12 protein-coding genes are annotated in these 20,957 nt (G+C 73.6%); 9 read left to right on the forward strand and 3 right to left on the reverse strand.

The annotated features are described in order from the left end of the window. The first annotated feature begins 32 nt into the window (after positions 1-32). From HL658_RS34850 to HL658_RS34890, 9 genes are all read left to right on the forward strand, one after another. The gene (locus HL658_RS34850) at positions 33-1,619 is read left to right on the forward strand and encodes a methyl-accepting chemotaxis protein (RefSeq protein ID WP_180285976.1); all 1,587 of its coding nucleotides are present in this window, start codon (positions 33-35) and stop codon (positions 1,617-1,619) included. Further along, positions 1,616-2,110: a response regulator gene (locus HL658_RS34855; RefSeq protein WP_180287729.1), complete on the forward strand. Its 495-nt coding sequence runs from the start codon at positions 1,616-1,618 to the stop codon at positions 2,108-2,110. Before HL658_RS34850 ends, HL658_RS34855 begins: the two co-directional genes overlap by 4 nt. Then, positions 2,107-2,922: a CheR family methyltransferase gene (locus tag HL658_RS34860; RefSeq protein ID WP_180285974.1), complete on the forward strand. Its 816-nt coding sequence runs from the start codon at positions 2,107-2,109 to the stop codon at positions 2,920-2,922. Before HL658_RS34855 ends, HL658_RS34860 begins: the two co-directional genes overlap by 4 nt. After that, positions 2,919-3,803 carry a chemotaxis protein CheW gene (locus HL658_RS34865; protein WP_180285973.1) on the forward strand — a complete coding sequence of 295 codons (885 nt, stop codon included), beginning with the start codon at positions 2,919-2,921 and terminating at the stop codon, positions 3,801-3,803. The genes HL658_RS34860 and HL658_RS34865 overlap by 4 nt, the downstream gene beginning before the upstream one ends. Then, positions 3,800-4,888 carry a chemotaxis protein CheB gene (locus HL658_RS34870; protein ID WP_180285972.1) on the forward strand — a complete coding sequence of 363 codons (1,089 nt, stop codon included), beginning with the start codon at positions 3,800-3,802 and terminating at the stop codon, positions 4,886-4,888. The genes HL658_RS34865 and HL658_RS34870 overlap by 4 nt, the downstream gene beginning before the upstream one ends. Continuing rightward, on the forward strand, positions 4,885-7,656 hold the full coding sequence (locus HL658_RS34875) for a chemotaxis protein CheA (RefSeq protein WP_180285971.1): 2,772 nt from the start codon (positions 4,885-4,887) through the stop codon (positions 7,654-7,656). The genes HL658_RS34870 and HL658_RS34875 overlap by 4 nt, the downstream gene beginning before the upstream one ends. Further along, complete coding sequence (locus tag HL658_RS34880; RefSeq protein WP_180285970.1) at positions 7,641-9,479, forward strand: methyl-accepting chemotaxis protein; 1,839 nt, start codon at positions 7,641-7,643, stop codon at positions 9,477-9,479. Before HL658_RS34875 ends, HL658_RS34880 begins: the two co-directional genes overlap by 16 nt. 133 nt (positions 9,480-9,612) lie before the next feature. After that, complete coding sequence (locus HL658_RS34885) at positions 9,613-11,871, forward strand: glycosyltransferase (RefSeq protein WP_180285969.1); 2,259 nt, start codon at positions 9,613-9,615, stop codon at positions 11,869-11,871. A 369-nt stretch (positions 11,872-12,240) separates the two neighbouring features. Continuing rightward, positions 12,241-14,784, forward strand: coding sequence for a glycosyltransferase (locus HL658_RS34890; RefSeq protein ID WP_180285968.1), 2,544 nt, complete (start codon positions 12,241-12,243; stop codon positions 14,782-14,784). Positions 14,785-14,814: 30 nt separating this feature from the next. Here HL658_RS34890 and HL658_RS34895 read toward each other — a convergent pair whose 3' ends face one another. From HL658_RS34895 to HL658_RS34905, 3 genes are read right to left on the reverse strand one after another with little or no spacing between them, the layout of a single operon-like run. Next, positions 14,815-19,404 (reverse strand): glycosyltransferase, encoded by a 4,590-nt coding sequence (locus HL658_RS34895; RefSeq protein ID WP_180285967.1) that lies wholly within the window; start codon positions 19,402-19,404, stop codon positions 14,815-14,817. A gap of 19 nt (positions 19,405-19,423) precedes the next feature. Then, entirely contained in the window at positions 19,424-19,888 is a 465-nt protein-coding gene (locus HL658_RS34900; RefSeq protein ID WP_180285966.1) for a hypothetical protein, read from the reverse strand. Next, positions 19,882-20,946: a polysaccharide biosynthesis protein gene (locus HL658_RS34905; protein WP_180285965.1), complete on the reverse strand. Its 1,065-nt coding sequence runs from the start codon at positions 20,944-20,946 to the stop codon at positions 19,882-19,884. The genes HL658_RS34900 and HL658_RS34905 overlap by 7 nt, the downstream gene beginning before the upstream one ends. Between the last annotated feature and the right edge of the window lie 11 nt (positions 20,947-20,957).

Raw genomic sequence — 20,957 nt, forward strand, 5'->3', positions numbered from 1 at the left:
GCCCGCCGGGCGAGCGAGGGGGTGCTGCGGCGATGAGGATGGGCCTGTCGGTGCCGATCGTCGGCAAGGTGCTGCTGATCCTGGCCATCCTGGCCGTCGCGGTGTTCGCCGGGATGACCCGCATCACCGCCATCCAGGAACAGACGGAGGCCGCCGTCTCCGACATCGTCGATCGCGACGCCGCCGGCATCGTCTGGCTGGCGCGCGCCCACGCCACGGCGATGAACACCGCCCGGCTGACCTTCGAGGCGCTGGGCGAGCCGAGCGGATTCCGCGCCCGCCAGATCGCCGGCCGGGTGAAGGAGGAGACGGTCGCCTTCGCCGTGCGCATGAGCGAGGCCGAACGCAGCCTGCCCGGCATGCCGGCCGAGCTGAACAACGCGCGCGACGCCTTCGGCCGGCTCGGGCAGCGGATCGACGCGGTGCTGGCCCAGCGCTTCGCCCAGCCCGACGGGGTTCCCGGCGAGGAGCTGCGCACCCTGGCCCGCGCCGTGACCGCGGGGGTTGAGGAGTTCGACGGCCTGATGGCCGGTCTGATCGAGAAAGCGCAGGCCCACGCCCGCGACAAGGCCCGCGCATCGGCCGACGGCGCCCGTACGGACGCCGCCCTGGTGGTGCGGCTGGTGGCGCTGGCGTTGGCCTTGCTGTTCCTGTTCGCCTTCCTGCTGCTGCGCCTCACCGTGGTGCGCCCGCTGCACCGGCTGATCGGCACCGCCAAGGATCTGCTCGGCGGGCGGCTGGACAGCCCCATCCTCGGGCTCGACCGCCGCGACGAGGTGGGCGAGATCGCCCGCGCCGTGCGGTTGCTGAAGGAGACGCTGGCCGCCTCCGACGCGCTGGCCCAGCGCACCAGCGCCGCCGCCCAGCAGATGGCGGCGGCGACCGCCCAGGCCGCGGTCGCGGTCGAGCAGGTGTCGGACGGATCGCAGCGCCAGATGCAGTCGGTGGAATCGATCACCGGCTCGGTGTCGCGGACCACGTCCATCATCGGCACCATCGCCTCGGTCAGCCTGTCGGCCAAGGACCGCTCGCGCGCCGCGGCCACCCAGCTCGCCGACGGCATGACCCAGATCGGCGCCATGACCGCGGCGGTGCGCGAGATCGCGGTGACCAGCGCCCGCATCAACAGCATCACCCAGAGCATCGGCGACCTCGCCACCCGCTCCAACATCCTGTCGCTGAACGCCGCCATCGAGGCGGCGCGCGCCGGGGAGCACGGCCGCGGCTTCTCCGTGGTGGCGGAGGAGGTGGGCAACCTGGCCCAGCAGACCGCCGACCTCGCCCGCGAGATCGCGCTGCTGGCCGCCGACAGCGCCGAGCGCATCCAGAAGGGTGTGAGCATCGCCACCGACGTGAGCGGGGTGATGAACAGCGTCACGACCGCCATCGCCGAGACCGACAGCCTGTCGGAGGACATCGCCCAGTCGATGGAGGAGCAGGGTGCGGTGCTGCGCCAGATCGAGCTGAGCCTGCAACGCCTGACCGAGATCTCCAACGCCAACGCCACCGCCGGGGAGCAGATCGCGGCGACCATGGTGGAGCTGACGCGGCTGGCCGACGGGACCCGCCGCTCGGCCGAATCGGTGCGGCGGACCGCTCCGGAGCCGGACGCCGCATGACCGCGGAGCCGGCCCCCGGCGTGCTGGCCCCCGGCGTGCTGGCCCCCGGCGTGCTGGCCCCCGGCGTGCTGGCCCCCGGCGTGCTGGTCGTGGACGATTCGTCCATGATGCGGACGCTGCTGTCACGGCTGGTGGAAGGCGGCGGCTGGCGGCTGGCGGGCACGGCGGCCAACGGGCGCGAGGCGATCGAACGGGCCACCGCCCTGCAACCCGCACTCTGTCTGCTCGACCTGGAGATGCCGGTCATGGGTGGGCTGGACGCCCTGCCGGCGATCCGCGCCGTCAGCCCGGCCGCCGTGGTGGTAGTCTCCTCCGTCGCCGGTGCCGGCTCGCCGGAGCGGCTGGCCTGCCTGATGGCGGGGGCCGCCGCGGTGGTGTCCAAGCCGTCGGGTGCGGTCAGCGCCGACCTGATGGAGCGCAGCGGCCGGGCGATCCTCGACGCCATGCGGGCGGCCCTCGGCGATCCTTCGGCCGGCACGGAGGCGCCATGACCGGCCTCGGCGGACCAGGACCTACGGGGGAGCCGGCCGGCGGGCTGGCGCGGGAGATCTGCCGGCGCATCGGCGCCAACCCGGCGGGTCCGGTGGCGGCTCGGCTGACCGCGGCCTGCGCCGCGCTGGCCGCCACCACGGTGCCGGACTCCGGGGCGGCGCGGGACGATCTCGTCGCCCGGCTGATCGACGGCGCCACCAACCGCGAGACCTATTTCTTCCGCGACCGCCGCCAGCTCGCGGCTCTCGCCGCCCTGCTGGCCGGTTCCGCGACGCCGCTCACCCTGTGGTCGGCCGGCTGCGCCACGGGGGAGGAGCCCTATTCCCTGGCCATCCTGATGCTGGAGGCCGGGCTGACCGGCATGGTCGTCGGCACCGACGTGTCGCGCGCCGCCCTGGCGCAGGCGCGGAACGCCCGCTACCGCACCGGCCCGATGTCCCCCTGCCGGGAGGTCACCGAGCAGGACGTCGCCTTTCTGCCCCCTGCCCCCGGCGGCGAGCGCACGGTCGCCGCGACGGTGCGCGCCATGGTCCGGCTGGCCGAGCACAACATCCTGACCGGCCCGCCCGCCCCCGCCCTGTTCGACGCGGTGGTCTGCCGCAACGTGCTGGTGCATATGGACGGCGCCTCGCGCACCGCGGCGCTGTCGGTGCTCGCCGCGGCGCTGCGGCCGGGCGGCGCGCTGCTGCTCGGGCCGGGCGATGTGGCGCCGCCGGCCGACCCGGCCGACCACGGCCTGCGCCCGCTGTTCCGCAACGGCGCCGCCCTGCACATCAAGGCCGACCTGCGCATCAAGGGAGGGGTGCGATGAGCGACGCCCCTCTTCCCTCCGTGCTCGCCTTCGAGCGCGGCGGCGTCAGCGTCTGCTGCCCGGTCGCCGACGTGGCGGAGATTGTCGAGGAGCCGGTGCTGGGCGATCCCGGCTACCCGGTGCCGCTGCTCGCGAGCACGCTGCTGCACCGTGGCCTGCTGATCCCCGTGGTCGATCCGGTCTGCGTCTTCGACCGGCCGGCGTCGCCGCAGGGCGACGTCGTCCTGATCGCCGGCCCCGGCGGGACGGTGGGGCTGCTCAGCGACCGCGTGCTCGGCTTCCGCACCCCGTCCACGGTGGCTCCGGCCCCCTGGGTCCCGGCCGGGCGCATCTGCCGCCGGGTGGCGGTGATCGACGGCGTCGGCCAGGCCTTCCTGTTCGGTGCCGACGGGCTGGCCGACGTGCCGGCCGTCGCCGCCCCGCCGCCGGCGACCGTGGACGCGACGGACGCCGCGGCCGGCGGCGGGGTCATGCACATCGTCTTCACCATCGACGGGCGCGACTACGCCGCCGCCTACCCCGAGGTCGGGCGCATCCTGCACCGCCAGCGCGTGTTCCGCCTGCCGGGTGCTGTGCCGCCGGTGCGCCACGCGGTGGAGATGATCGGCGCGGTGGTGCCGGCCTTCGACCTGTCCGGCGCGGACGGGATGCCGGAGCGCGGCGACTTCGTCGTGCTCGTCTCCCCGGTCGGGCCGCTGGCGCTGCGCGTTGATGGGATCGGCCGGCCGTTGCCCCTGACCCCCGACGCTGGCGACCCCGCCTGGTTCGCGTCGCGCGGGGTGGCGGCGGTGGCCCGCGTGGACGAGCGCCCCTACGCCGTGGTCACCGGGGAGGCGCTGCTGCGCGACCTGATCGGCCAACCGGGGAGCGGCGGCCGATGACCCGCAACGACCAGCCGCGGCGCGTCCTGATCGTCGACGACAGCGCCTTCATGCGGGCCTCGCTCCGCCACATCGTCGGCGCCCTGCCCGGCTTCACGGTGGCCGGGGAGGCCAAGGACGGGCGCGAGGCGGTGGAGGTGATCCGTCGCGACCGGCCGGACATCGTGACGCTCGACATCGACATGCCCCTGCTGGACGGCATCGGCGTGCTGCGCGAGCTCCGGCCGGTGCCCGGCACCGCACCGCTGTTCATCATGGTCAGCGCCTTCACCACGGCGGGGGCCGACCTGACCCTGACGGCGCTCGGCTGCGGGGCCATCGATTTCGTGCCCAAGGCGTCGGAGCATTTCCGCACCGATCTGGCGCAGGTCGGCGATCTCCTGCGCAGCAAGCTCGCCATCGCCGGGGCGGTGCTGGCCGGGCAGGACGGCCGGTCGCGCCCCCTCCCGGTGGCCGCGCCACGCCCGTCCCGGCCGGCAGCCGCCCCACCGGCGGGGGTCACCACGGCGGGCGTGCCGGACGTGGTGGTGGTCGCCTGCTCCACCGGCGGGCCGCAGACGCTGCCGGAGCTGTTGCGCCCGCTCTGCCCCTGCCCGGTGCCGGTGGTGGTGGCGCAGCACATCCCGCCGGTGTTCAGCCGCAGCCTCGCGGCGTCGCTCGCCGTGTCGGTGGAGTGCCCGGTGGTGGAGGCGGAGGACGGCAAGCCGCTGGCCGCCGGCACCGTCCATGTGCTGCCCGGCGGCTTCAACGGCGAGCTGGTGCGGCTGCGCCCCGGCGTGCTGGCGGTGCGGCTGACCGAGGGTGGTGCCGCACTCCACCGGCCCAACGCCGACATCCTGTTCCGCTCCGCGGCGCTGACCGCCCGGCGCCCGGTCGGGATCATCCTGACCGGCATGGGCTGCGACGGCACGGAAGGCGCGCGGGCGCTGGTGCAGCGCGGCTGCCCGGTGCTGGTGCAGGACCCGGCGACGGCCGTCATCTGGGGCATGCCGCGCGCCGCCATCGACGCCGGCCTCGCCAGCGAGGTGCTGGACCCGGCCGCCATCGGCCGCCGCGTCGCCCTCATGACGGGGCGCCGGGAATGACCGTGCTGGACGACCCGATCGAGGAGTTCTGGTCGCTGTTCGGCGCCGAGCTGGACGAGTATCTGACGGCGATCGAATCCATCCTGGCGGCCAGCCCGGTGGATTCCGCCCGCGTGGACGAGCTGTTCCGCGCCTTCCACTCGGTCAAGGGCGGGTCGGCGGCGCTGGCGCTGCGCTGCATCGAGACGGTGGCGCACGCGGCGGAGGATGTGCTGCACCTCGTCCGCGCCGGCAAGCGACCCCTGTCAACCGAGCTGGTCAGCGCCCTGCTGGCGGCGGTGGACGAGATGCGCCGGCTCCAGGGCACGGCGATGGCGACGCGCCAGGACCAGCCGGTCAACGCCGCCCTGGTCGCCGCCCTCAAGGCGCATCTGGCCGACGCGCCGGCGGCTTCGGCACCGCCGCCGCTTCCGCCGCCCGCCGCCGCGCCGGCCGAACCGCCCGCCCAAACCCCCCAGGTGGCCGACGCCCCCGCCCTGACCATCGCGGCGGTTGCGCTGGAGGGGTTGCAGGACGCGGTGCTCGGGCTGATCGGCGCCATCGACGCCGAGGATCCGGCCGACGCCGCCCTGATGCTGGCCGAGGCGGCGGAGGCCGCCAGTCTGGCCGGCATCGCCGTTGCGGCGCAGCGCCTGACGCCCGGTGACCGCTGGGGTTGGGCGGATCTGGTGCTGCGGCTGCGCGGGGCGGAAACGGCGAGTGGCCGGACGTTGGGTGCGGTCGCCCTGTCGGCGGCGCTGGAGGCGCCCTTCGCCGACCTGCTGCTGGAGCACGCCGGCACGCTGAAGAGCGCCGCCGACGATCCCGCCGTCTGGCTGCACGCCGCCCGGCTGCTGGCGGCGCTGGAGATCGGCACCGCGGTCGAGCTGGCCGAGACCATGGCGTCGCGGCTGCTCACCGGCGAGGGTGCGGAGAGCCGGGACGACGCCGACGAACTGGCCGACCTGCTCGCCCTGATCGGCATCTCCGTCAGCGCCGGCATGGAGCTGCCGGCGGAGGAGCTGGCGGCGCTGCGTGCCCGGTGGCTGGGCGCGACTCCGGCGGTCAACCCGACGGAGGCCGTACCGCCCGCTGGGCGGGCGCATCCCTGGCCGGCCGAGCTGTTGGAGCGCATGGCGCTGGAGCGGCAGTCCGGCCGCGCCCTCGCCCTGGTGCTGCTCGACCTCGAAAGCGAACCGGCGACGGCCGACACGGTGCTCGACCGTCTGCGCGACGCGCACCCGCTGTTCAACCGCTCGCGGCTCGACCTCGGCGACGGGCTGTTCGAATACGCGGTGGCGGTGGACGGCGGGCTGGACGCCTTCGCCACGGGTCTGGCCGACGCCGACCCGGCCGGCGCCTGCCTGCGCCGCGTCGGCGCCTGCGACGAGGCCGCCGCCCCGCTGGCCGAGCTGCATCCGGCGGTGGCACCCCCTGCCCTTCCGGCCGCTCCACCCGCCGTGGCGTCTCCGCCACCGCCACCGCCTGCGGACGTGGCGGCCCCCGCCCTTCCCGCCGCCTCCCCCGCCCCGACCGCAGCCCCACGGCCGGCCGACGCGATGGTGCGGGTGCCGAGTGCCTCCATCGACGCCTTCATGGACGTGATCGGCGACATCCGGCTGGGCCTGACCTCGCTGGCGATGGCGCTGGAGGGCGACCGCGGCGGCCGGGCGGTGCGCGACGAGATGCGGCGGATGGAGCGCGCGGTGCGCCAGCTCTACGACGGTGCCGTGGCCTTGCGGGTGGTGCCGATCGGCACCCTGTTCACCCGGCTGATGCGCCCGATCCGCGACACCGCCGTGCTGGTCGGCAAGGAGGTCGGGCTGGTCACCGCCGGGGAGGACGTGCAGGTCGACAAGGCGATGATCGAGATGCTGGTCGACCCTCTCACCCACATCGTCCGCAACTGCGTCGATCACGGCATCGAGGCGCCCGGGCGCCGCCTCGCCGCCGGCAAGCCTGCCGCCGGGACCATCCGCATCCGGGCGCGCCAGACCGCCAGCCTCGCCATCGTCGAGGTGGCCGACGACGGTGCCGGCATCGACACCGCGCGGGTGCGCGAGAAGGCGGTCGCCAAGGGGCTGATCGGCGCCCGCGAGGCGGCGGCGCTCGACGACGCCGGGGCGCTGGAGCTGATCCTGCTGCCGGGATTCTCCACCCGCGACGAGGTGACGGCCACCTCCGGCCGCGGCGTCGGCATGGACATCGTGCAGACGGCCATCCGCAAGCTCGGCGGCCGGCTGTCCATCGACAGCCGACCGGGGGCCGGCACCCGCATGGTCATCGAATTCCCGGTGTCGGCCGCCATGCAGCGGCTGCTGGCGGTGGAGGTGGCGGGCCAGACCCTGGCCATCCACGAACGCACCGTCGGCGAGGTGGTGGACGCCCCGCCGGGATCCCTGCTGACCATCGGCCGGCGGCTGTCGCTGCCGCTGCGCGGCCGTTTCCTGCCGGTGGTCGATCTCGGACCCCTGCTCGGCCTGCGGCCGGCCGGTGATGCGGCGCCGGAGGGGCGCTGCACCATCGTGGTGGCCGACGACGGGCAGTCGCGCATCGGGCTGCGCGTCGACCGCATCGAGGCGCGGCGCGAGGTGTTCTTCCGCCGACTCCACCCGCTGATCGAACGCAACCCCCTGATCGCGGGTGCCGCGGTGATCGGCGCCGGGCAGGTGATGTTCGCGCTCGACACCGCGGCGCTGTTCGACCTGGCCGCCGGCTGGCTGGAACCCGAAACACCGCGGGCGGAGCACCGCCCCGCGCCGAAGGAGGACCCATGCTCCGCCGCCTGAGCATCGCCACCCGGCTGGCACTCGCGGCCAGCCTGTTCCTGGCCCCGGTCGGCTACGGGCTGTGGATTCAGAACGATGCGACCGCCAGGACCATCGCGCTGGCGCGGTTGGAGCTGACGGGTGCGGAGTATCTGCGCGGCATCGAGGCGGTGCAGTCGGCCATGGCGCGCACCGCGGCCCTGCGCGAGCCGGTGGACAGCACCGCCCTCTCCCACCGGCTGATGGAGCTGCGCGAGCGCTATGGCGCGCTGCTGGAGACCGAGGCGCTGTCGCTGGAGGCCGAGGCCCTGGTCCGCTCCAAGGATCTCACCCCGACCAAATCGGACTCCCGCCGCGCGCTCCGCCGGCTGGCGCAGCAGGTGGCGGGGCGCTCCTCGATCATCCTGGACGCCGAGACCGCCTCCTACGCGCTGGGGGACATCTTCGCGATCCGGCTGAACGACCTGCGCGACCTGTTCGTCGAGCTGCGCCGGATCGACCGCAACGCCACCGGGGACGACGAGGGCCGGCGTGTCGACGGCGCCCTGCTGAACGGCCGCATCGAGATCCTGCTGGAAGCGGTGGACGACGCGATGGCCACCGCCACCGGGCCCAACGGCGCCCCCTGGCTCAAGGCCACGCTCGACGAGACCTTCGTGCCCTTCAGCCTGATGATGGGGCACGCCACCGCCATGGTGGAGACCGGCACCGGCGACGCTGCCCTGGTCCGCGGCACCTTCGACTCCATCGACCGCTTCGGGGCGTCGGCCAACGCCCGCTTCGTCGAGCTGCTGGAAGGCCGCATCACGCGGCTCCAGGACGAGCGGCTGCGGGTCTTCGCCATCGGCGGCCTGCTGTCGCTGGTCGCCTTCGCCGCGGTGGTGGCGCTGGTGCGCGCCGGGGTGATCGGCCCGCTGCGCCGCATGACCGACGCGCTGGGGCGGCTGGCCGACGGCGACACGACGGTGGCGGTGCCGACCACCCGCTTCGACGACGAGGTGGCGGCCCTGGGCGCCGCCATGCTGCGCTTCAAGCGGGCGCTGGAGGAATCGGGCGCCCTGTCCCGCACGGTGGTGGACTCCACGGTGCAGGTGTCGGTGGCGACGCGCGAGGCCGCCGCCGCGGTCGGCCAGGTGTCGGACGGGGCGCTCGGGCAGATGGCCTCGCTCGACCGGCTGCGCCAGTCCTTCCTCGACACCCAGGAGGCGATGCGCGCGGTGGTCGCCGTCACCCACACCGGGCAGGACCATTCCCGCAGCTCCGCCCTGCGGCTGGAGGAGGGGCTGAACGACATGGCGGCGATGACCGCCGCCGTGCGCGAGATCGCCGACCTCAGCACCGAGATCAACCGGGTCACCGCCGCCATCGGCAAGCTGGCGACCCATTCCAACATCCTGTCCCTGAACGCCTCGATCGAGGCGTCGCGCGCGGGCGAGCACGGGCGCGGCTTCTCCGTCGTGGCCGGCGCCGTCGGCTCGCTGGCCCAGCAGACGCTGGCCCTGGCGCAGGAGATCGCGGCGCTGGCGCAGCGCAGCCACGAGCGGATCGCCCGCGGCCTGGACATGGCGGCGGCGGTCGGCCGGCGGATGGAGCAGGTCTCCGCCTCCATCGCCGAGACCGACCGGCTGTCCCAGACCATCGTGGACGAGGTGGCGCGCCAGCGCCACACCATGGACGGCATCGAGACGGCGCTGACCGACCTCGCCGTCATCTCCCACACCAACGCCTCGGCGGCGGAGCAGATCGCCGCCACCATGAGCAGCCTCGCCGCGCTGACCGAGGTGACGCGCGAGCGCGCCGAGGCGGTGGCCGGCGGCCCGGCCGGAAGCCCCGACCCGGCGTGACCCGGCCCCCCGCGTAACCCGACCCCCGCGTAACCCGGCCGCATCCGGCGGGATGGCCGGGTTGCACGCCAGCGCCTCGACCCCGCCGCGCGCCTGCTGTATCAACGTTTCGTAGACATATTAAATACGGGGCGTGGCGTTGCCGGTGCAGGGGGTCTTCGAGGTGGTCGAGCGTGCCGGCGTGTCCAGCTGGATCGCCAGGGGCTGGGCGTTCGATGCGGAAGCGCCGGACGCGCCGGTGCGCCTGCGGCTGCGCTGCGAGGAAGGCGTGCTGGGGGAGTTCCTGGCCGACCAGCGCCGACCGGGCGCCGACGGTGCCGGCCGCTGGGACTTCGCGCTGCGCCTGCCCGACCGCCTGACCGATGGCCGTCCGCACTGGTTGTCCATCCTGGCGGCGAAGGACGGCCGCGAGCTGCCGCGACGCACCGACTCCCTCTTCCACCCCTCCCCCCTTCTCGGGCGGCTGGACGGCATCGTCGATGGCACACTGCATGGCTGGGCCATCGACGAGCGTGCGCCGGGGCAGCCCGTGGACGTGGTCGTCACCATCGACGGTGCCCGCGCGGGTGTGGTCACCGGCGACCTGAAGCGGCCCGATCTGGCCGCGGCGCTGGGCAGCGACGGCCGGCACGGCTTCTGCTTCCCGCTGCCCGCGGCGCTGTTCGACGGCCGCCCGCACCACGTCTCCGCCCGATACGCCAACACCGACCGGGCGCTGGAGGGCGGCCCGTTGGAGGTGCTGCTGCCGCCCGCCCTGCTGACCGCGCGCCGCCGCACGCTCGACCACCGGCAAACCCGGCACCGCGAGGCGCTGGAGGAGGGCCGCCTCATCCTGGCGCGCGAGCCGCTGAACCATCTGGCCGATCCCGACGGCTACCGGCGCTGGCTGGCCGCGCACGAGGCGGTGATCGGCGTGCGGGTCGCGGCGGTGCCCGGCGGCGGGCCGGACATCCGCGTGCATCCGGTTCCGACCACGGGGGATGCCGAGGGCTTCGCCGCGGTGGTCGCCGGTTCGGGCGGCGACGCGGTGGTGCTTCTGGAGCCCGGCGCGCGCCTGCACCCGGCCTTCCTGCCGCTGGTGCAGGAGGCCATGGCGGGCGGCGTGGAGATCGTCTATTGCGACGACGATGCGGACGAGGACGGCGGCGACGATGGCGGCCGGCGCCACAGCCCCCGCTTCAAGCCCGGCTGGGACCCCGACCGTTACCGCGCCTTTCCCTACACCGGCCGAGCCTGCGCCATCGCGCGCCACCGGCTGGCGGGCGCAGCGGCCGGGGTCGCCCGGAGGGAACGCCCGGCGGACGCGCTGGCCTGGGCGGCGGCGGCGGTCGACACGGCCTTGCTGACCGTGGCGCCGGAGCGCGTGCATCACCTGCCCTACGTGCTCCACCACGGCCGGGCCTGGACGGAGGACCCGGCGCTTCCCGGCCGCGCCGTGCGTGTCCGTGCGTGTCTCGATGGTGGCGGCGTACGTGCGGACATCGAGGCATACGGCCAGGGGCGGCTGCGCGTACGCTGGCCGCTGCCGGACCCGGCGCCCGCCGTCACCCTGATCATCCCGACCCGCGACCAGGGGCCCCTGCTGAAGGCCTGCCTGGACAGCGTGCGCGCCACGGTGCGCTACCCGCGTTGCGACATCGTCGTGGTCGACAACGACAGCCGCGACCCGGCGACGCTCGCCCTCCTCGACCGCCTGTCGGGCGAGCCGGATCTGCGGGTGCGGCGCTGGCCGGGGGCCTTCAACTACGCCGCCCTGCACAACGCGGTCGTGGCCGAGCTCCGCACGCCCTACGTCCTGCTGCTCAACAACGACGTGGAGGCCATCGAGCCGGGCTGGCTGGAGGAGATGATGGGCCACGCCGTCCGCTCGGAGGTCGGCGCGGTCGGGGCCAAGCTGCTCTACCCCGACGGCATGATCCAGCATGGCGGCGTGATCGTCGGCCAGCAGGGCGGCGCCGACCACGCCCAGACCGCGTTCCGCGATGGCGAGGACGGCCATCTGCACGGGGCGATGGTTGCGCAGAACGTGTCGGCGGTGACCGCCGCCTGCATGGTCTGCCGTCGCGCGGATTACCTGGCGGTCGGCGGCATGGACGCGGCGCACCTGCAGGTCGCCTTCAACGACGTGGACCTGTGTCTGAAGCTGCGGGCGCTCGGCCGGCGGATCATCTGGACCCCGCACGCCCGGCTCCTCCATCGGGAGTCCGCGACCCGCAAGGCCCTCCGCTCGCCCGACGACGCCGTGAGGGAGCTGCGGGAGGTGGAATGGCTGCGCGCGACCTGGCGGTTGGACCGCTTCGCCGACCCGTTCCACAGCCCCAACCTGTCCCTCGGCCCGTTGAGCCATGTGGATTTTCGCTGGCCAGAGCCTGAGCCGCGTCGGCAGGGCTGAAACGGTCGCCCGTGTCGTCCGCCCATGACCATTGATTGTATTTTATGGTCAAAAAGCGACTATTGTTCCATATCCTTGGGCCTGCCCTCCGTGATTGCGGAATTCCGGCCACTCCACTCACAGTAATATCATGCGCCTTCCTCCGCCCATGGCCGTGTGCCGGCCGGACTGTCACAGAATGCAGCGATATGAGTTGAGAAATTTGGATCGAGAATCGAAAGCATGATGGTATTGATACGCCGCTGTCGCGCCGTTCTGCCATACTGAATCGCCTATGACCTTGGCGTTCTGCGCCGGAGTAGCTAGTCTCCCCGGGTCCGGCCGGCTACGTGGCAGCGGATCGCCGGAAGTCGTTTCATTAGGAAATCGATGGACAGAGCAACGCTGGACGACGGCATCAACGCCTACCGCCTGTTTCTCGGACGCTACCCCCGGACGGTCGAGGAGTTGCCGCCCGCCACCGGCAGCTCGATCGGCGAGCTGATCGCCGGGCTCGTCACCTCCGGGGAGTTCGCGGACGCCGTCATCGACCGGCTGGCGCAGGGACGCCCGACCCCGCACACCCTGCTGGCGGCGGAGCTGGACGACGGGCTCCAGCGCTGGGCGCTCGGGCGGCTGCCGATGTCCGCCGGGACCCGGGCGGCGTTGGGCGCCAGCCGGTCCTGGCGCTTCTGGCTGACGCGGCTGATGGGCGACGCGGGCTTCGTCGCGGCGCTGCCGGAGACCGCGCGCGCGTGGCTGTCGGACAGCGGCCCCCTGGCGAAACAGCCCCTGCCGGCCTTCAGCCCGGTGCGCCAGCTCGTCGGCGAGATCCGCTACGAGGGGGGCGGCCGCCTGGAGGGCTGGTGCGCCAACCTCAAGGACCCCGACGAGGTGGTGATCGTCGAGGTCTTCCTCGGCGACAGCTTCATCGGGGCCAAGCGCTGCAACGAGGCCGTGCCCGGCCTGGAGAAGCGCATCGGTGGCAGCGACCTGCACGGCTTCACCATCGCCATCCCGCATCAGCATCAGGACCGAATGGCGCGCGGGGCGACGCTGCGCGTGCTGGACGCCCAGTCCAAGCAGCCGGTCGCCCCGGAGCTCTACATCAAGGACAATCTTCCGGCCGCACTCGACGGGCTGTCCTGGCTGTCCGGTCAGGTGGGCCAGCTCCGCGAGGCGCTGGACCGCATCGAACGGCAGCTGCCGCCGGTGCTCGCCCGCGTCGCCCCGACGGTCGACGCCTACGAGCGCTTCAAGGCGCTGCGGATGCGCGCGCCGGCGGTGCCCGATGGGGACGCCGCACCCGCTGTGGCGGTGGTGCTGACCAGCCCGGAGATGGACCCGGTCGAACTCGGCCGGCTGCTGGCCGGGATCGAACGGCAGGGGCTGGACGACTGGACGCTCGTGGTGGTCGAGGAGGATCCCGACAGCAGCCCGCACGAGCGCGCCGCGATGCTCGCTCCGCTGACGGACGCCGGCCGGGTGGTCCGGACCACCGCCGCCGGATTGGCGGATGCGCTGCGCACCGACGAACGGCTGGTCCGGGCCGCCATCACCATTCTGGTCGGCGGCATCGTCGTGCTGGAGGCGGACGCCCTGCGCCGCCTCGCCCGGGCCGCCGGGGCGGGGGTCGCGTACAGCGACCACGAGGTGCGGCTGGTGATGCCCGACGGGCGCGACGGCACGCTGATCCCGGTGTTCAAGCCGGGCTTCGATCCGCTGATGGCGCTGGCCTACGACTATGTGGGGCCGGTGATCGCCGCGGCGACGCCGGCGCTGCTGCGGGCGCTCGACCTCGACCGCCGGGCGGCGCATGGGCAGGGGCTGGTGCTGGGGCTGCTGGACGCGGTGGGTGCGGCCGGCTTCACGCATCTGCCCGATGTGCTGTACACGGTGCGCCAGCCGGTCGGCTTCACCGCCGCCTCGCAGGTGCCGCGGCTGCTTCCGGGCGATCCGGCGGCGGTGGCCCGCTGGGCGGTGCGCAACGGGCTGGACGTCGCGGTGCGCACCACGCCGGTGACCAGCGCCTTCGGCAACGACGGGCCGCTGCTGTTCGAGCCCTGCACGGTGGAGGCGCGGGTCGCCACGCCGCCGCCGGCCAGCGTGATCGTCCCCACCCGCAACGCCCCGGCGCTGCTGCGCGGCTGCCTGGAGTCGCTGCTGCGGGTGCGGGCGCGCTACGGCGCGCCGGTGCAGATCATCGTCATCGACCACGAGAACGAGGATCCCGACGCGCTGGCGCTGATGGCGATGATGCGGCAGCGGCACGGCGTGATGGTCATGCCCTTTCGCGGGCCGTTCAACTGGTCGGTGATGAACGACCTCGCGGCGGAGGCGGCGTCCGGCGAACTGCTGGCCTTCGTCAACGACGACACCGTGGCGCTGGCGAAGGACTGGCTGCGCCGCGCCGCCGGCACGCTGGAATTGCCCGGGGTGGGCGCGGTGGGCGGGCGGCTGCTCTACGCCGACGGCCGCATCCAGCACGCCGGCGTCGTGGTCAGCCCGACCCAGGGGCCGGCGCACGAGGGCATCGGGCTGCCGGCGGGCGACGGCGGCTATCTCGGCCGCAACCGGGTGCTGCGCTCGGTGGCGGCGGTGACCGGGGCCTGCCTCGTCACCCCGCGCTCCGTGTTCCGCTCGGTCGGCGGCTTCGACCGGACGATGCCGGTGAACTGGAACGACATCGACTATTGCATGGCGGTGCGGCGGGCCGGGCTGCTGGTCGCCTACGACCCGGAGGTCTGCCTGTACCATTTCGAGTCCAAGACCCGCGGCTACCTGGTCGGCGAGGACGCGGCGCGCGCGATGACCAACGTGGTCGCCCAGATGGACAGCAAATGGCGCGACATGCTGGAGAGCGACCCGTTCCAGAACCGCGCCTTCAGCCGCTACGGCCAGCCCTTCACCCGCCTCGATCCCGGCGGCGGCTGACGCGCCCCCACCGGGTCGGGACCAGCCGGATCAGGACCAGCCGGGCACGGAGGGCTCGGCGGGCAGCGGGATGCGGGCGTCGCGGATGCCGCGGGCGACCGGACCCGTGCACAGGGCCGGCGCCAGCGCCGCCGCGCGCCGGACGCCGGTCGCTGTCAGCAGGTCCTTCAAGGCCTCGGTGTGATAGGGCAGGCGCAACCGCAGGCCCGTGACCCCGTCGCCGATCACCAGCGCGCCATCCGGCCCGACCATCCCGAACAGGGCGGCCTCCTCCAGCGGCAGGACGCGGGCGGCGAGCCGGGCCTGGGCGATGGCATCGGCGCCGTCGCACAGGATCAGCACCGGCGACGTCTGCCGGGCGAGGCCGCGGGTCAGCCAGACCGCCAGCAGGCCGGCATCCTCCCCGTGCGATGCGCGCTCCACCTCCCAATCGAGGGGACCGGCGGCGGCGCGCGCCGACCATTCCTGCAGGCGACCGATCAGCGCGGTGCGCTCCGCCGGCGGGGTCGCCAGAAGCCGGTCCTGCACGGCGGGTCCGTGCAGATCGGGGTCGGGCACCGCGCCGGCCGCCAGCCCGATCGTCAGGAAATGCCGCAGCGCCTCCGCCGTCGGGCGGTCGGCGCCCAGATGGTGGCGGCCGTACCAGACGATGTCGAAGCCGGGGTGCGGGCGGTGGCCCCGCTCCGCTCCCTGGCGCACGAAATGCACCAGCGGACACAGCCCGGCATCCGCGTCGGGATGGGCGGAGCGGTAGGCCGTCGTGGAGAACCAGGGGTTCGGGTCCAGCCCCTGCCGCCAGCCCTCCTCCCGATAGTGCCGCAGCGCGTCGGCGGCGGAGACCGGCGTTCCGGAGCCGGCGGTGCGGTACCAGTCGGCATCGACCAGCGCCAGCAGAAGCGCCTCCTCCTCCCGCTCCGGCCGTACTCCGGCGGCGGCGCGTGGGGCGGCGGCACGCGGGGCTGCTGCTGCTGCCGGGCGATCGAGCGGCTCGTTGGGCACGGCACCGGTGCCGCGCCCGACGGTGAGGAAATGGATCAGCGCCTCGGCGGTCGGCTGCTCCGACCCCAGATAGCGGCGGCTGTACCAGACGATGTCGAAGGCCGGATGGGGCCGCCGCCCCTCCGCCGCACCGCGCTGCACGAAGTGCAGCAGCGGGCACAGCTTGGCCTCGGCCACGTCGGGATAGGCCGACAGGTAGCCCGAGGTGGAGAACCACGGGTTGGGGTCGCGCCGCTCGCGCCAGCCGTGATGCACGTAATGAACCGCCGGGGCGACACCGGCCGCCGCCACGTCGGGATAGGCACTGCGGTACCAGTCCTCGTCCACCAGCACCACCAGCGGGTCGGGGTCCCCGAGATCACCCGCCGCCAGCCGCAGCAGGACCGCGGAGCGGTCCACCGGAGGAGCCGCGAGGAGCCGGCGGTGCACCTCCAGCCGGTCCAGCGCGGCGTTGGGGACCCGCCCCTCGAACCACCCGCAATAGAGGAAATGCGCGACCGGCGGGATGCCGGTGGCGGTCGCGTCCGGGTAGGCGCCGCGGTACCACGACTCATCGACCATGGTGCGCAGCCGGCGGTCCTGCTCCTGGCGTTCCTCCAGCAGGCGGGGCAGGGCCGCGTTGCGGTCCGCCACGGGCACCGCCGCCACCCGCTCGCGGACGCCGGGCCGGTCGAGCAGCGGGTTCGGCACCGCGCCGGCGGCCAGCCCCACTGTCAGGAAATGGCGCAGCGCCTCGGGCGTCGGCGGCCGGCTGCCGAGATAGCGTTCGCTGTACCACGCGACGTCGAAGATCGGGTGCGGGCGCCGGCCCTGCGCCGCCCCCTCGCCTACGAAATCCACCAGCGGGCAGATCCCCGCGTCGGCCACCGCGGGGTTGGCGGCCAGATAGAAGCGGGTGGAGAACCAGGGGTTGGGGTCGACCCCTCGCCGCCAGCCGTGCAACAGAAAATGTTCGGCTGCGTCCTCTTCCGGCGCCAGGGCCTCCGCGTGGGCGGCGCGGTACCAGCCGGCGTCCACCAGATGCCGCGGCTCCAGCGGCTCGGCCGGCGGCCAGACCGCGGCGGGCGGGGCGGCGACGGGTTCGGGGGCCGCCGGTTCGGGAGCCGGCGGCGCCTCGATCCCCAGGAAATCCTGGAGGAAACGCAGGAAGACCCCGCTGTTCCGCGCCCCGTCCCACCGCTCCTCGACGATCCGGCGGTTGACCGGGGCGGCGGCGTCCACCAGCGCGTCGTCGGTGGCCGCCCGCACCAGCGCGTCGGCCATGGCGCGGGTGTCGTGCGGCGACACGATGAAGCCGGTGCGGTCGCGGATCCACTCGTCGGCGCAGGAGGAGCTTCCCTTGATCGGGAAGGCGCCCACGGCCATGGATTCCAGCAGTGTGGTGGAGATGCCGTCGGAGATGCCGAGCCCGATCGCCACCCGCGCCCGGCCCAGCCGCCGGATCGACTCCAGATAGGTGGGCAGGTAGGGCTCGCACGCGATGTCAAGCCCGTCGCGCTCCCGCATGATCCGGACCATCTCCGCCACCTCCGGCCCCGCCAGCATCACCCGGATGCGGAAGCCGTCCAGCGCCGGGGCCGCCAGATGCACCGCGGCCAGGATGTGCAGGCCGCGGCCGGACCAGCCGTGATAGCCCTTCACATGGATCTCGCGCCGGCGGGACGGCGGCTCGAAGCTGTCGAGCGGCGGGAAGCCGGCGAAGTCGATGCCGCCGGAAGCCGGCATGGTCGGGCCGACCGGCCCCGCGAACCCCATCGCGCGCACGATCCCCACATCGCGCTCGCACTCGGCCAGATAGGCGTCGATGGAGCGGGCGATGCGGGCGAGGCGATCCTGGTGGGCGGCGAGCTTGCGGTACAGGTAGATGTCGCTGCCCCAGTTCGACAGCAGCCAGGGCGGCATCGCCCGCCCCAGCACGTCCTTGGCCCCCAGCGTCATGTAGCCGGCGAACTGCACCTCCATGGAATGCACGGCGACCGGGGCGAAGCGCCGGACCGCGGCCACCACATGCGCCGGGCTGGCCAGCCGGAGCGAGGAAGCGAAGCTGGGAACGAAGGCCTGGTAGCCGATGCCGCGCTCCACCGCGGCGATCTCGTCCTCATCCACGCTGTCGAGGTCGAAGCAGCCCAGTTCGCCCGGCGCCATGCCGTCGAGGTTGGCGGCGTCGCGCACCGTGCGCACGGCGCGGAAATCCTCCGACAGCGGCAGCCGTACGGTCGGGCACAGCACGAAGCGGAAGCCGCTGCGCGTCACCATGTTCATCCAGCGCGCGGTGTGGACGCTGCTGCCGAAGGCGACGACGAGGATCACCGGCGGGCGGCCGGCCGCCGGCATGTCCGTGTTGTCATGCGGTGTCCGCGGCACGGCGGCGAGCAACGCCCCCGCGATCGCCGAGGCCAGATGCCGGTCGGTCAGCGTTGCGTCGAACAGGCGGCGCCCGGCCGCCGCCACCCTGGCATAGGCATCCGGATCGCGGAGAATGCCCGCCAGCATGCCGCCAAGCTCGTCCGGGTCCATGGAATGCCAGGTGAAGGCGGCATCCTCCCGGGCGAGGAATTTGGCAGGGGAGGCGTAGCGTGGCCCATGGAACAGGACCGGCCGGCCCAACGCCAGATAGGTGGTCAGCTTCGACGGGAAGCAGAGCGTGGCCTCTTCCCGGAACGGCTCCCCGAAGCGGTAGGGGCAGTACACCAGATCCATGTCCTGCAACGCGCCGATCAGATCCGGCGTCGGCAGCCAGCGCCGGCAGACGACATGGCCGAGCGCGATCAGGTCTGCGGCGATGGGATCCCTGGTGAAGGCGTGGATCTCGATCGTCCGGCCATCGACCCGCCACTCGATTTGGTCCAGCGCGCGCGTCAGCGCGTACCATTCGTCGCGCGCGTAGATCTGCCCGGCCACGGCGATCCGGAACGGCCGCTGCCCGGAGGGAAAGGCTGCCGGCGGCCGGGCCAGCTCTTGCGACAGGGACGGCACCACCGCGAAGGACGGCGTTCCGTGGCGCTCCTGATAGAGCTCCGCCATCGCCCACGACGCGGCGGCGACGGCCGAAGCGCCGCGGATGACCGCGTCATACTGGTCCAGGAGCTCGGCCGTCGTCGTCGGATCGACGCCGTGGGCGCGCAGCCAGTTGGTGGGGGGGTCCATGACCTGCACGGTCATCGGCAGCGACGTGACCCGCTGGAGCTGGTGGGCCACGCGGATCAGGGTCTGCCCTTCCAGCAGCACCCAGAGCGATGTGGCGCCGATCGCCTTCAGCTTCGCCACGAGTTGCGGGACGATCACCGTGTCGACGGTGGCCGCCGCGCCCAGCTCCCGTTCGCGCACGGCGCCGGTGGTGAGGACCGTCGGATCGTGGAACTCGTGGGGCTTGGACAGCCGCTCGATGCGCATGGACGCCGCCGCCCGCGGCGTGACCTCCGGCTTCAGCTCCGGATTGAGGATGACGACCGCGTGCCGCACGCCGTAATCGATGGACGCGAGGATCTGGTCGAGGAATATCCCGCCGCTGTAGTTGGCGCAGGGCGGGATGTCGGTGATCAGCACGGTGCCGGCGAACCGGTCGCGGTCGATGGGCGGCATGGTCGGGCTTTGGGGCGGGGGCGTCGTCGCTGCGGTCATGGCGGGTTCGGGCGGCGGATCAGCGGACCGGGCCGGCGCGGCCCCGCAGGGCACGGCCGATCGCGGCGGCGAACCGCCGGGGGTCGAATGCGGCGTCCGGCTCGCCCGGTGGCGGCGGAAGGGCGTCGGCGGGATCCGGGTACTGGATGGCGGCCAGCACCGGGATGCCGCGCCGCCGCGCCTCCTCCAGCCGCATATGGCGGGCGTGGCGGAACGCGGCACCGGCGTAGAGACCGGCGCCCTCCAGCGGGGAGCCGCGCTCCTCCTCGTCGCCCGGCCGCCGTATCTCGACGGCGATGCCCTCGTCCCAGGCCAGCGCCTCGGCGGCCAGCAGCACGTTGTCGTCGGTGACGTCGATCATCCGGATGGCGACGCCGGCGCTCCAGCCGCCGGCGAAGGTCAGGGCGGACAGGGTGAACAGCGCCCGACCCTCCATCCCCTCCGTCCCGTCCAGCGCCAGGATGACGGGCCGGCCGGTCAGCACAGCAGCTCCATCTCCGGCGAGCCGGCCGATGCCGCGAGCAGCCCGCGCCGGTCGAGCAACGCCCGCAGGCTCTCGAAATCCATCGGGCTGGTGCCGGAGGTGTATTCCCAGTAATCGCCGGTCTGCGGGGGCCGCGCCGCGGCGATCTCCGGCAGCAGGGAATGGATGGCGTAGTAGTTGCCGCGGCGCTCGGTGCGCACGCTCTCCTCGGCGGAGACCAGCACCTCGTGGATCTTCTCGCCAGGGCGGATGCCGGTGACGACGGTTTCGATGGGGCGGTCGCCGATCATGGCGCGGGCGAGGTCGGTGATGCGCGCCGCGGGGATTTCCGGCACCCAGGTCTCGGCCGGGCGTCCGGACGCGATCGCGGCGACGATGGTATCGACCGCTTCCGGCAGGCTCAGCAGGAAACGGGTCATCCGCTCGTCGGTGATGGTCACCGGCCCACCGGCCTGGATCTGCTGGCGGAACAGCGGCACCACCGACCCGCGGGAGGCCAGCACGTTGCCGTAGCGCACGATCAGGATGCGGGTGTCGGGCAGGGCGAGCTGGGCGCTGATCAGCAGCCGCTCCTGGAGCGCCTTGGTCATGCCCATGACGTTGACCGGCGCCACCGCCTTGTCGGTGGACACGCCGACCAGCGTCTCGACCGGCAGGCGCAGGTTGCGGATCGCGTTGACGATGTTCTCCGGCCCCAGGATGTTGGTCTGCACCGCCTGCATGGGAAAATACTCGCAGGCCGGCACCTGCTTCAGGGCGGCGGCGTTGACCACGATGTCGACGTCCTGGAGGGCCGCCGCCACGCTGTTGTAATCGCGCACGTCGCCGATGCGGAACTGCAGCGTGCGCCGGAAATTCTCGTAGACCACCTCGTCCGTGGGCGAGCGGAGGTTGTGGTAGTCCACGCGCATCTGGTGCTGCTTGGCCTCGTCGCGCGACATCACGACGATGCGGTCGGGCCGGCCGGCCTCGCCGGCAAGCAGCTTGCCGACCAGGACCTTGCCCAGCGAGCCGGTGCCGCCGATGACCAGGATGCGTTTGCCGTCGAAGATCGCCATGAACGGGCCTT

It is taken from the genome of Azospirillum oleiclasticum (assembly GCF_013423485.1).
Classification (GTDB): Bacteria; Pseudomonadota; Alphaproteobacteria; order Azospirillales; family Azospirillaceae; genus Azospirillum; species Azospirillum oleiclasticum.